General features: G+C 34.5%; 11 protein-coding genes. All 11 read left to right on the top strand.

Annotation, left to right across the window (positions count from 1 at the left end; translation table 11 throughout):
• Window positions 1-142 precede the first annotated feature (142 nt).
• The 11 genes from KA828_RS05595 to trxB all read left to right on the top strand — a co-directional run bounded on the left by KA828_RS05595 (window position 143) and on the right by trxB (window position 13,614).
• Window positions 143-1,006, top strand: coding sequence for a CHAP domain-containing protein (locus KA828_RS05595; protein WP_210125699.1), 864 nt, complete (start codon window positions 143-145; stop codon window positions 1,004-1,006).
• Window positions 1,007-1,256: 250 nt separating this feature from the next.
• On the top strand, window positions 1,257-2,075 hold the full coding sequence (locus KA828_RS05590) for an oxidoreductase (protein ID WP_210125682.1): 819 nt from the start codon (window positions 1,257-1,259) through the stop codon (window positions 2,073-2,075).
• 207 nt (window positions 2,076-2,282) lie between these two features.
• Window positions 2,283-2,924 (top strand): YfbR-like 5'-deoxynucleotidase, encoded by a 642-nt coding sequence (locus KA828_RS05585; RefSeq protein ID WP_053029922.1) that lies wholly within the window; start codon window positions 2,283-2,285, stop codon window positions 2,922-2,924.
• A 5-nt stretch (window positions 2,925-2,929) separates the two neighbouring features.
• The gene (locus KA828_RS05580; protein ID WP_053029921.1) at window positions 2,930-3,157 is read left to right on the top strand and encodes a CsbA family protein; all 228 of its coding nucleotides are present in this window, start codon (window positions 2,930-2,932) and stop codon (window positions 3,155-3,157) included.
• Between the two features lie 451 nt (window positions 3,158-3,608).
• Window positions 3,609-5,594 (top strand): excinuclease ABC subunit UvrB, encoded by a 1,986-nt coding sequence (gene uvrB, locus KA828_RS05575; RefSeq protein WP_075108222.1) that lies wholly within the window; start codon window positions 3,609-3,611, stop codon window positions 5,592-5,594.
• A gap of 7 nt (window positions 5,595-5,601) precedes the next feature.
• Window positions 5,602-8,436, top strand: a complete 2,835-nt coding sequence (uvrA, locus tag KA828_RS05570; RefSeq protein WP_075108221.1) for an excinuclease ABC subunit UvrA — start codon at window positions 5,602-5,604, stop codon at window positions 8,434-8,436.
• 453 nt (window positions 8,437-8,889) lie between these two features.
• A complete protein-coding gene (gene hprK, locus KA828_RS05565) occupies window positions 8,890-9,825 on the top strand; it encodes an HPr(Ser) kinase/phosphatase (RefSeq protein WP_053029918.1) in 936 nt (311 codons plus the stop codon).
• Window positions 9,826-9,828: 3 nt separating this feature from the next.
• On the top strand, window positions 9,829-10,674 hold the full coding sequence (gene lgt, locus KA828_RS05560) for a prolipoprotein diacylglyceryl transferase (RefSeq protein ID WP_210125680.1): 846 nt from the start codon (window positions 9,829-9,831) through the stop codon (window positions 10,672-10,674).
• Window positions 10,674-11,153 (top strand): acyltransferase, encoded by a 480-nt coding sequence (locus KA828_RS05555; RefSeq protein WP_210125679.1) that lies wholly within the window; start codon window positions 10,674-10,676, stop codon window positions 11,151-11,153. Before lgt ends, KA828_RS05555 begins: the two co-directional genes overlap by 1 nt.
• Window positions 11,154-11,169: 16 nt before the next feature.
• Window positions 11,170-12,609, top strand: a complete 1,440-nt coding sequence (locus KA828_RS05550) for a tetratricopeptide repeat protein (protein ID WP_210125678.1) — start codon at window positions 11,170-11,172, stop codon at window positions 12,607-12,609.
• 63 nt (window positions 12,610-12,672) lie between these two features.
• The gene (gene trxB / locus KA828_RS05545; RefSeq protein WP_210125677.1) at window positions 12,673-13,614 is read left to right on the top strand and encodes a thioredoxin-disulfide reductase; all 942 of its coding nucleotides are present in this window, start codon (window positions 12,673-12,675) and stop codon (window positions 13,612-13,614) included.
• Window positions 13,615-13,702: the final 88 nt, after the last annotated feature.

Genomic DNA, 13,702 nt, shown 5'->3' with positions numbered 1-13,702 from the left:
TACTAGAGTACGTCTTTTTACATGTTCTTGAAGTCCTTTTTAACCTTTATATTACAAGCCGATAACATTGAACACACATGAAATGCGGTGTGCTAGAGTATAAATTAAGAATAATATAAAACGACAAAGGAATGACAGCATGATAAATAAGACGCTTACAGTAACATTTACTTCAATTGCGGCTTTAGCAGGCTTAAGTGGTTTAGCTAATGCGCAAGAAACGACACATACAACTTCAACACATACAACATCACACCAAGCAAATGCTTATGATGGCCAAGTGGCACAAGAAACAAACTTAGGGTTAACAGATAAAGATATCGTTAAAGTTAAAGCTGGCGATACGTTATATCAAATTGCTTTATCACATCATTTATCGTTAGAACAACTCTATAGCCTTAATCCAGGTGTAACGGCATTAATTTATCCAGGTGATTTAATAGCGGTAAGTGACAAAGGTGCAGCAAAATTAGAAAATAAAGAGATTAATTATGCACAAGCATATACAGAAACAACAGGCTATAATCAAGCGGATGTAGTAGCTCAATCAGTAAGTGCTAGCACAACAAATGTGTCTAATTACAATGTTGTACCTACAAGTGCACCTGTGGCTACAACGAATGACACATACCAATCATCAGTAAATTCACCAGTATCATATCAACATATTACAACTGCCAATCAAGGTAACCGTTATAGTTACGGAAATTGTACATACTATGCATTTGATAGTCGCCAACAATTAGGGCGCGCAATTGGAAGTTATTGGGGTAACGCAAATAACTGGGCATACTCAGCGAAAAATGCTGGATTAACAGTAGATAATCGTCCTGAAGTAGGTGCAATTTTCCAAACAACTGCAGGTTATTATGGTCATGTAGGTGTTGTGGAACATGTGAATCAAGATGGTTCGGTATATGTTTCAGAAATGAACTGGAATGGACACTATAACCATGTCACTAATAGAACAATTACCAATACTTCAAGTTATAACTTTATTCACTAATAAATATGTTTAGACACTATTTTTAATATATTAAGTCGTCAGAGTTCAATGGCTATGTGAATTAGCATAGTCATTGAACTCTTTATTTTATAAGTAATGTCATTTCCTAGAAAATAATAGAACGATTAAATGGATTAACGAGGTATAGGAAACCAATTTAATCTTTAATTAAAATACTTATCACAATACATTTCTATGTAACTAGTATATATTGGAAAACAAAAGAAAATAAAATAATAAGGTGGAAATAATGGTGAAAAAAGTCATTTTAATTACAGGAGCAACGAGTGGTATTGGTTATAAAACAGCTGAATATTTAGCAGCACAGGGCAATATCGTTTATGGCGCTGGTCGTAGAATAGAAAGCCTTGAAAATTTAAAACAAGTACATCCTTTAAAATTAGATTTAACAAATGAAGCATCGATGAAAACGGCCATCGATACAATCATCGCAAACGAAGGAAGAATTGATGTCCTCGTAAATAATGCCGGCTATGGTTCATATGGAGCAATCGAAGACGTCACAATTGAAGAAGCGAAACAGCAATTTGAAGTAAATCTATTTGGTTTAGCACGAATTACACAGCTTGTTTTACCACATATGAGAGCACAACAGTCAGGACATATCATTAATATTTCATCGATGGGTGGACGACTTACAACATATTTTGGCGCTTGGTATCATGCTACGAAATATGCATTAGAAGCTTTTAGTGATGCTTTACGAATGGAAGTAGAAGCATTCGGGATAGAAGTATCTATTATTGAACCAGGTGGGATTAAAACAGATTGGGGTATCATCGCCGCTGATAAATTAACTGATGCTGCAAAAGGCGGTGCTTATGAAGCTACTGCGATGAAAGTGGCTGAAAGTATGAAGAAGCAATATCATTCTAATTTGCTTTCAAATCCAATGGTCGTTACAAAAGCGATTTCAAAAGCCATAGATAGTAATAAACCGAAACCACGTTATCTAATAGGGTTTGCAGCTAAACCCCTTGTGCTTTTACATGCTATATTGCCAACCAAAGTATTCGATAAAATGATGAAAGCCTCAAATTCAATTTAAAGCACCACAATATAACCATTCGATAAATTGTATACATAAGACACCTCGATCGTTCATTTAAGCGTGAACAATACTGAGGCGTCTTATTTTTTATACTATTTTAACCTTCTACAATGTATAAAGAATTGACACTTCTCATAGAAATGTTGATTGATATAATAAATGTAAGTATAATCTTTATTTAATAAAACATGGAGGTAAGGTAATATGGGTGTTCATCAATACTTTAAAAGACTTTCAGATTTAGAAAAATTAATTCGTTTACCAGGTAAATTTAAATACTTTGAACATAACGTTGCTGCGCATTCTTTCAAAGTCACTAAGATTGCCCAATACTTAGCAACTGTAGAAGAATATCATGGGAATACCATTGATTGGAAAAGTTTATATGAAAAAGCATTGAATCATGATTTTGCGGAAGTGTTTACTGGAGATATCAAAACACCAGTTAAGTATGCTAAAACAGAATTGAAGATGTTATTTTCACAAGTTGAACAAGATATGGTGGACACGTTTATTAATGAAGAAATACCTGAACCTTACAAAGATATTTATCGAAAACGACTTCAAGAGGGTAAAGATGATTCACTAGAAGGTCAAATTTTATCTGTGGCCGACAAGATTGATTTACTATATGAAACGTTCGGCGAAATTCAAAAACGTAATCCTGAAGACTTATTCTTTGAAATTTATGAAAATAGTTTAGAAACAATTATGCAATTTGATCATTTAAGTTCTGTTCAAGACTTTATTGAAAATGTAATACCAGAAATGTTGACAGAGAATTTCATTCCTCGTGCAGAATTGCGAGAAACTACAATGGCGATTTTAAATCGAAGAAATGGGTGAGTTGAATGATTTGGTACGCGCTAGCTGCATTTTTTCCATGTGTACTTGTTGTGTTGTTTAGTGTCATAACACGAAGCAAGTGGGTTGGTGTGATTGTTACACTTATTTTGATAGCAGCTTCTATTTATAAAGGTTTCTTTCATAATGAGTGGATTATTTTTATCGATGTCGTTTCTTTATTAGCTGGATATGTCATCATAGATAATCTTGAATTTCATAAGCATCAAGAATAAACATTATGAAACAGAACTTTTGAATGTAAAAGTCAGTTGATTTATAGTGTAAATACACAATATGTACATTGAAGCGTAAAGATAATAAATATATGTAAGTGCGTGGCATCAATAGATGAGATATGAATCAATCACATACATGAGTGGAATACAAAATAGCGATACATTTTTTAAAATACAAACGTAAGCGAACAAACGTTTGTATTTTTCTTTGTATATTTGATAAAATAACCTTAAGTGAGCATATTATTTCAATAATAGGTAATTAATAAGTATATCAATCTATAAGTACGACGTGTGCGTGTCACTGTTAATCTCATTACATTATGATTGTAATGTACTATGCAATTTATAAAGATCAAAACTTCGGTTTAGTACATAAATATAAGTAAATAAAACCTTTAAAAAAGTAATAGAAATGAATGTTTAATTCAAGGAGGCGCTTGTCAAAATGGTGGAACATTACCCGTTTAAATTGAATTCTGAGTTTGATCCGCAAGGGGACCAGCCACAAGCAATCGAGAAAATAGTGGAAGGTGTTAAAGAAGGTAAGCGTCATCAAACGCTGTTAGGTGCGACTGGTACAGGTAAAACATTCACGATGAGTAATGTAATTAAAGAAGTGGGTAAACCAACGCTCATCATTGCACATAATAAAACGCTAGCAGGACAACTTTATAGTGAGTTTAAAGAGTTCTTCCCGGAGAATAGGGTGGAGTATTTTGTTAGTTATTATGATTATTATCAACCAGAAGCTTATGTACCTTCAACCGATACATTTATAGAGAAAGATGCCTCAATTAATGATGAAATTGACCAACTACGACATTCTGCAACGAGTGCATTATTTGAACGTGATGATGTCATTATCATTGCCAGTGTAAGTTGTATTTATGGTTTAGGTAACCCAGAAGAATATAAAGATTTAGTAGTAAGTGTTCGAGTTGGTATGGAGATGGACCGAAGTGAACTTCTTCGTAAACTTGTAGATGTACAATATTCTAGAAATGATATTGATTTCCAACGTGGTACATTTAGAGTACGCGGTGATGTTGTCGAAATTTTCCCAGCTTCACGCGAAGAGATGTGTATTCGCGTTGAATTCTTTGGCGATGAGATTGATCGCATTCGAGAAGTCAATTATTTAACAGGGGAAGTGATTCGTGAACGTGAACATTTCGCTATTTTCCCTGCTTCTCACTTCGTAACACGTGAAGAAAAAATGAAAATCGCAATAGAGCGTATCGAGAAAGAATTAGAAGAACGATTAAAAGAATTAAAAGATGAGAACAAGTTATTAGAAGCACAACGTTTAGAGCAACGCACAAATTATGATTTAGAAATGATGAGAGAAATGGGCTTCTGTTCGGGTATAGAGAATTATTCTGTTCACCTAACATTAAGACCTTTAGGTTCAACGCCTTATACATTGCTAGATTACTTTGGTGATGATTGGTTAGTCATGATAGACGAGTCTCACGTGACATTACCTCAAATTAGAGGCATGTTCAATGGCGACCGTGCACGTAAACAAGTGCTCGTTGATCATGGTTTCCGTTTGCCAAGTGCGATGGATAACCGACCATTAAAATTTGAAGAATTTGAACAAAAAACAAATCAATTAGTATATGTCTCAGCGACACCAGGGCCATATGAAATTGAACATACTGATGAGATGGTTGAACAGATTATCCGTCCAACGGGTCTGTTAGATCCTAAGATTGATGTGAGACCAACTAAAAATCAAATTGATGATTTACTTAGTGAAATTCAAGAACGCATTGATAGGGACGAACGTGTCCTAGTCACTACATTAACTAAAAAAATGAGTGAGGACTTAACCACTTATATGAAAGAAGCGGGAATTAAAGTGAATTACCTGCACTCAGAAATTAAAACGTTAGAGCGTATTGAAATCATTCGTGACTTAAGAATGGGAACATATGATGTTGTTGTAGGGATCAACTTACTAAGGGAAGGTATCGATATACCTGAAGTTTCATTAGTAGTCATTTTAGATGCGGATAAAGAAGGTTTCCTACGTTCAAACCGTTCATTAATTCAAACCATTGGTCGTGCGGCGCGTAATGAGAAAGGTGAAGTTATCATGTATGCTGATAAAATCACCGACTCAATGCAATATGCACTTGATGAAACACAAAGACGTCGTGATATACAAATGGCACATAATGAAAAATATGGTATCACGCCAAAAACAATTAACAAGAAGATTCATGATGTTATTAGTGCTACCGTAGATAATGATGAAACAAATGACAAACAACAAACTGAACTACCTAAGAAAATGACTAAAAAAGAAAGACAAAAAACGATTGAGAATATAGAAAAAGAAATGAAAAAAGCAGCTAAAGATTTAGACTTCGAAAGAGCAACGGAATTAAGAGATATGTTATTTGAATTAAAAGCAGAAGGGTGACAGTTAAATGAAGGGACCAAGTATTGTAGTAAAAGGCGCACGCGCACATAATTTAAAAGATGTAGATATAGAACTTCCTAAAAATAAACTTATTGTTATGACAGGATTATCAGGATCAGGTAAATCATCTTTAGCCTTTGACACGATTTATGCTGAAGGTCAAAGACGATACGTCGAATCATTAAGTGCATATGCGCGCCAATTTTTGGGTCAAATGGATAAACCAGATGTGGATACAATCGAAGGATTGTCTCCAGCAATTTCAATTGATCAAAAAACGACAAGTAAAAACCCTCGCTCTACTGTAGCGACTGTAACTGAAATTTATGATTATATACGTCTACTTTACGCACGAATAGGCAAGCCATATTGTCCAAATCATAATATTGAAATTGAATCGCAAACCGTTCAACAAATGGTTGACCGTATACTTGAGCTTGAGGAACGTACTAAAATTCAAATTTTAGCACCCATTGTATCTCATAGAAAGGGTAGCCATGAGAAACTTATCTCAGATATTGGTAAAAAGGGCTATGTCCGTCTGAGAGTCGATGGCGAAATTGTTGATGTTAATGAAGTGCCAGAATTAGATAAAAATAAAAATCATACTATCGAGGTAGTTGTAGATAGATTAGTCGTAAAATCAGGCATTGAAACACGTTTAGCAGATTCAATAGAAACAGGTTTAGAATTAGCGGAAGGTAATATTACTGTCGATGTGATCGATGGCGAAGATCTTAAATTCTCTGAAAATCACGCTTGTCCAATTTGCGGATTCTCTATCGGTGAATTAGAACCTAGAATGTTTAGTTTTAATAGTCCGTTTGGGGCATGTCCAACTTGTGACGGTCTAGGCCAAAAACTTACTGTCGATCTTGATTTAGTGGTACCAGACCCCAACAAAACTTTGAATGAAGGTGCTATTGAACCTTGGGAACCAACAAGTTCTGATTTTTATCCAACATTATTAAAACGCGTATGCGACGTTTATAAAATAAATATGGATAAACCTTATAAAAAATTAACTGACAGACAGAAAAATATATTAATGCATGGTTCAGGAGATAAAGAAATTGATTTTTCTTTCCACAGTCGAAATGGAGGTACACGTCATCGAAGAATGAAGTTCGAAGGTGTTGTTGCCAACATTGACCGTCGCTATCATGAATCACCATCAGAATATACACGTGAAATGATGAGTAAATATATGACAGAATTGCCTTGTGAAACATGTCATGGTAAACGCCTAAGCAAAGAAGCACTATCTGTTTACGTTGGTGGATATAACATTGGTGAAGTAGTGGAATATTCTATTAAAAATGCATTAAATTACTACGAAAATATTGAACTATCCGAACAAGATAGTGCAATTGCAAATCAAATATTAAAAGAAATTATTTCAAGATTATCATTTTTAAATAATGTTGGATTAGAGTATTTAACACTTAATCGTGCATCAGGTACACTTTCTGGTGGTGAAGCACAACGAATTCGATTAGCTACACAAATAGGTTCACGCTTAACAGGTGTGCTATATGTGCTTGATGAGCCATCTATTGGTCTACATCAACGTGATAATGACCGATTAATAAGTACACTGAAAGAAATGCGTGATTTAGGTAACACACTTATAGTTGTTGAACACGATGATGACACGATGCGTGCTGCTGACTACCTTGTAGATGTCGGTCCTGGTGCGGGGAATCACGGTGGAGAAATTGTTTCTAGTGGTACACCAAGCAAAGTGATGAAAGACAAAAAATCTTTAACAGGTCAATATTTAAGCGGTAAGAAACGTATTGATGTCCCTGAACATCGTCGAGAAGTGACAGATCGCAAAATCAGTATTAAAGGTGCAAGAAGTAACAATTTAAAAGGTGTGGACGTTGATATTCCGTTATCTGTAATGACCGTTGTGACTGGTGTATCAGGTTCCGGCAAAAGTTCATTAGTTAACGAAGTATTATATAAATCTTTAGCTCAAAAAATAAATAAATCTAAAGTTAAACCAGGTGCATATGATAGTATTGAAGGCATTGACCAGTTAGATAAAATTATAGATATTGACCAATCACCAATTGGTAGAACACCACGTTCTAACCCAGCTACTTATACTGGCGTATTTGATGATATTCGCGATGTATTCGCTCAAACTAACGAAGCTAAAATTCGTGGTTATCAAAAAGGACGCTTCAGTTTTAATGTTAAAGGTGGACGTTGTGAAGCTTGTAAAGGCGATGGTATTATCAAAATTGAGATGCACTTTTTACCTGATGTGTATGTCCCTTGTGAAGTGTGCGATGGTAAACGGTACAACCGTGAAACATTAGAAGTAACGTATAAAGGTAAAAATATTGCCGAAGTACTTGAAATGACGGTGGAAGAAGCTGCATATTTCTTTGAAAATATCCCAAAAATACACCGTAAATTACAAACACTTGTGGACGTTGGCTTAGGTTATATCACGCTCGGCCAACAAGCTACAACTTTATCAGGTGGGGAAGCACAACGTGTTAAATTAGCATCAGAATTGCACAAACGTTCAACTGGACGTTCTATCTACATTCTAGATGAGCCGACGACGGGTCTACACGTTGATGATATTAGCCGATTGCTAAAAGTATTGAATCGACTAGTTGAAAATGGTGATACAGTTGTCATCATTGAACATAATTTAGATGTCATCAAAACAGCAGATCACATTATCGATTTAGGACCTGAAGGTGGCGATGGTGGGGGTACACTTGTTGCCACAGGTACGCCTGAATACATCGCTAATGTACCATCGTCATACACAGGTAAATATTTAAAAACAGTACTCGAACGCGATAAAGTTGAATAACTAAACCTAGCGTCAGGAAACTATAAAGACGAAGAATGATTAATAATGCACAAGGTGGTCTAGTTATTAAATTTTAACTACAAAATCTACAAGCTAAGTAGGCTTGGAACGGGACATTAAATCATAAAACTTACAAATTAAGTTTTCCTGACACTCGAGACTCATATAGAGTCCGGAACAAAAATAATATAATGAAGCTATTTTGCAAATTCGCAGTAGCTGACTGAACTGAGAAGACGCTTAATTCAAGCTTTTCTCAGTTCTAGTCACCCTTGCGGGGGTGGGATAACGAATTTATTAAGAATTCTCTCCCACTCCCTTTTCATTTGAGTGTGTTGTAAAATGTGAACGAAACAAATATATTAGGAATTCTTCTTTTTTATATTAATCTTCTCTTAATTTTTGATATGATAATAGATGAATGAATTCAAGTGAAAATTTTGAGGTGAACTCATGTTAACGACAGAGAAATTAGTCAAATTACTTAAATTAGAATTATTTACAGGTGAAAAAGGATTACATAAACCGATTAAAAATACAGATATATCAAGACCGGGTTTAGAAATGGCTGGCTATTTTTCACATTATGCTGCAGATCGTATCCAACTATTAGGAACAACGGAATTATCATTTTACAATTTATTACCTGATGAGGAACGTCACGGACGAATGAGAAAATTATGTCGTCCCGAAACACCTGCAATCATAGTGACTAGAGGATTAGAACCGCCACAAGAGTTGATAGAAGCAGCTCAAGAAATGGATACACCACTGATTGTATCCAAAGATGCAACGACAAGTTTGATGAGTCGATTAACAACGTTCTTAGAACACGAATTAGCTAAGACGACATCATTACATGGTGTATTGGTCGATGTTTACGGTGTTGGTGTATTAATCACTGGAGATTCTGGTATAGGTAAAAGTGAGACTGCACTTGAATTAGTGAAACGAGGACACCGACTTGTAGCAGACGATAATGTCGAAATTCGTGAAATAACAAAAGATGAATTAATAGGCACACCACCCAAATTGATTGAACACTTACTCGAAATTAGAGGCCTTGGTATCATCAATGTTATGACATTGTTTGGTGCAGGCTCTATCCTTACACAGAAACAAATTCGTTTGAACATCAACCTTGAAAATTGGGATAAAGATAAATTGTATGACCGAGTTGGATTAAATGAAGAAACATTACAAATTCTTGATACAGAAATCACTAAAAAAACGATTCCTGTACGTCCAGGACGAAACGTGGCAGTTATTATAGAAGTTGCAGCAATGAACTATCGCCTGAATATAATGGGCATTAATACTGCAGAAGAGTTTAACCAACGATTAAATGAAGAAATCCTAAAAAAAGGTCATCAAAGCAAGGAGAGCTAGAGCATGCTTTTAAATTTGAATTATATTGACCCTACTGCATTTAATTTAGGACCACTCTCAATAAAATGGTACGGTATCATTATTGCTGTAGGTATTCTCATTGGATATTTTATAGCTCAAGAAAGTTTGAAATATGTTGGGCTACATAAAGATACGCTTGTTGATGTCATCTTTTATAGTGCCATTTTTGGATTCATCACTGCTCGAATTTATTTTGTGATTTTTCAATGGCCATATTACATGCAAAACCCTATTGAAATTCCAATGATATGGCATGGTGGTATAGCAATACATGGTGGTCTTCTAGGCGGATTTATTACCGGTATAATTGTATGCAAAGTAAAAAATCTTAATCCGTTCCAAATAGGTGACATTGTAGCACCAAGTATTATATTAGCTCAAGGAATTGGGCGTTGGGGAAACTTTATGAATCATGAAGCTCATGGCGGCCCAGTTCAAAGAACATTTCTTGAAAACTTACATATTCCAGAGTTCATTATCCGTAATATGTATATAGAAGGCGTGTACTACCATCCCACATTTTTATACGAATCAATATGGGATGTATTAGGCTTTATCATCTTAATTACAATTAGAAAGCATTTACGTGTGGGTGAAACATTCACATTATATTTAATTTGGTATTCCATTGGACGTTTCTTCGTAGAGGGTCTAAGAACTGATAGTTTGATGTTAACAAGTAACATTAGAGTAGCCCAACTTGTTTCAGTCATTTTGATTGTGATTGGTTTAGCGCTAATGATTTATCGTCGTATTAAACATCAACCACCATTATATAAAGAGGCAGGCCCATTATCATGGCCTAGTCCTAAGGGTAAAGTAAAATAATGAGACGATTAACGAAAGAGGGGCATCATAAGATTAATCCATTATGGCGAATTTATCGTTTTGTACGTTTCCCGAGAGTTTTTAGGAATACTATGATTATTGAAATTTGTCGCTTTATACCAAATTTAAGTTGGAAAAGATGGCTATACATCCATTTATTGAACATGTCAATTGGCCAACATACAGCTATAGCGTATAAGGTCATGCCAGACTTGTTTTACCCCCAACTTATAACCATTGGCAATAATACAGTAATTGGTTATAATACTACAATATTAACGCATGAGGTATTAGTAGATGAATATCGCTATGGTCCAGTTAGAATAGGTGATCAAACTTTAATTGGCGCGAATTCGACAATATTACCAGGTGTAAATATCGGTCATCATGTGGTTGTGAAAGCCGGCACAGTTGTGTCGAAAGATATACCAGACGATGCCGTTGCATATGGCAATCCTATGCACATTCATTATAAATAAAGAGAGGTGACAAAGAATGGCGCAAAACAATGATAAAATTATTTCAATGAAATTTGATGAACCATTTTATCGTAAAATGGCGGATCAAAAATATAAAACACAAGATTTTAATAAAGCAGCAGAATACTATAAAAAAGTGCTTGATTTGTCACCACAAGATTTTGATATAAAGTTAAATTATGCCCATTGCTTAAATAAACTTCATTTAGGTAGACGAGCAGAGCATTTGTTTTATGACAGTATTATTGAAGGGCAAAATGTAGCAGATAGCTATTATGAGCTTAGTCAATTAAACATCGACCTTAATGAGCCAAACAAGGCCTTCTTGTTTGGTATTAATTATGTGATTTTAACAGATGATAAAGATTTCAGAGAAGAATTAGAAAAGACCTTCGAAGTGTCATATATGAGTGAAGAAAAAATTCAACTCGAAGCACAGCTTTTTGCTACACAACTATTATTCCAATATTTATTTTCTCAAGGACGATTGCAAGATGCACGTACGTATATATTGAATCAAGATGATACTATTCAAGAGCATAGAGTGATTCGCAACTTACTAGCCATGTGCTATTTATATTTAAGCGAATATGATATTGCGAAAGACATGTTTGAAGCATTGCTATCAGAAGATAATTCAGATGTACACGCGTTATGTCATTATACATTGCTACTTTACAATACCAATGAAAAAGACAAATATCATAAATATCTTAAAATATTAAGTAAAGTTATGCCTATGAACGATGATGAAAGTTTTAAATTAGGTATCGTACTAAGTTATTTAAAACAATATGAAGCGTCTCAACAAATATTATTACCTCTATATAAAAAGGGGAAATTCGCTTCAATTCAAATGTTTAACGCATTGAGTTTTAATTATTATTACCTTGGAAATAAAGAACAGAGTCAATTCTTTTGGGATAAATTACTTCAAATATCTAAAGTAGATGTTGGTTATGCACCTTGGGTACTAGAAGAGAGTAAACAAGCTTTTGATCAAAAGATACTACCATTGTTATTAGATGATGATAGTCATTATAGACTTTATGGTGTCTTTTTATTAAATCAATTAAATGGTAAAGAAATATTAATGACACAAGAGATTTGGTCTATTTTAGAAAAAATGAATGATTATGAGAAACTTTACCTTACGTATTTAGTTCAGGGTTTACATTTAAACAAATTAGATTTCATTCATAAAGGTTTAGTACGTTTGTATGAAATGAATGAAATACACAAGGATACGGAATTATTTATAAGTTGGATTGATAAAGGCGAAGGTTTAATCGCGAATGAAGTTGATTTAAGCGAAGTTGATAGATATGTAGCTGCACATGCATATTTATATCATCGTTATTATCATAGTCATGTAACTAAAAAGAAAATCATGACATTGTTTAATGTATCACGTTACAAGTTAGATAGTGCGATTAATCAATTATTGAGCATATAAATTTAAAGATTTCAAATAATAATATATAATGCGCATGATATTAAAAACGTAGGAGGCATAGAAATGACAGAAGTAAATTATGATGTTGCAATTATCGGCGCAGGACCTGCTGGTATGACTGCAGCAGTTTATGCATCACGTGCAAATTTAAGCACAGTAATGATTGAACGAGGCATGCCTGGTGGCCAAATGGCTAACACAGAAGAAGTAGAGAACTTCCCAGGATTTGAAATGATTACAGGTCCGGATTTATCTACCAAAATGTTTGAACACGCTAAAAAATTTGGTGCCGAATATCAATATGGAGATATTAAATCTATTGAAGATAAAGGTGACTATAAAGTAATTAACCTAGGTAATAAAGAAATAACAGCACGCGCTGTGATTATTTCAACAGGTGCCGAATATAAAAAAATTGGTGTCCCTGGAGAACAAGAACTAGGTGGACGCGGTGTAAGTTATTGTGCAGTGTGTGATGGCGCCTTCTTTAAAAATAAAAACTTATTTGTAATAGGTGGCGGTGACTCTGCAGTTGAAGAAGGAGCATTCCTTACTAAATTCGCGGATAAAGTTACCATTGTACACAGAAGAGATGAATTAAGAGCGCAGAAAATCTTACAAGATCGTGCATTCAAAAACGACAAAATTGATTTTATCTGGAGCCACACATTAAAATCTATTAACGAAAAAGATGGTAAAGTAGGCTCTGTAACACTTGTTTCAACTAAAGATGCCTCAGAACAAACGTTAGATGCAGATGGTGTATTCATTTATATTGGTATGAAACCATTAACAGCACCATTTGTTAATTTAGGAATTACAAACGACATGGGCTATATTGTAACGGAAGACAATATGAGTACTACAGTACCAGGTATTTTTGCTGCTGGAGATGTAAGAGATAAAGGCTTACGACAAATTGTAACAGCAACTGGTGATGGTAGTATAGCAGCTCAGAGCGCTATTGATTACATTGAAGAATTAAAAGATAAAGAAGAAGCATAATTAAGCAAGGCTAGAACATGTCATCACATTTGATTGTGATATAAACATGGGTTCTAGCCTTTTTTAATGGGTGCGCAAACTACTAACT

It is taken from the genome of Staphylococcus sp. GDY8P85P (assembly GCF_017892405.1).
Classification (GTDB): Bacteria; Bacillota; Bacilli; order Staphylococcales; family Staphylococcaceae; genus Staphylococcus; species Staphylococcus borealis.
The sequence above is the reverse complement of the archived record's forward strand: the minus strand, read 5'-3'. Positions and strand labels throughout refer to the sequence as shown.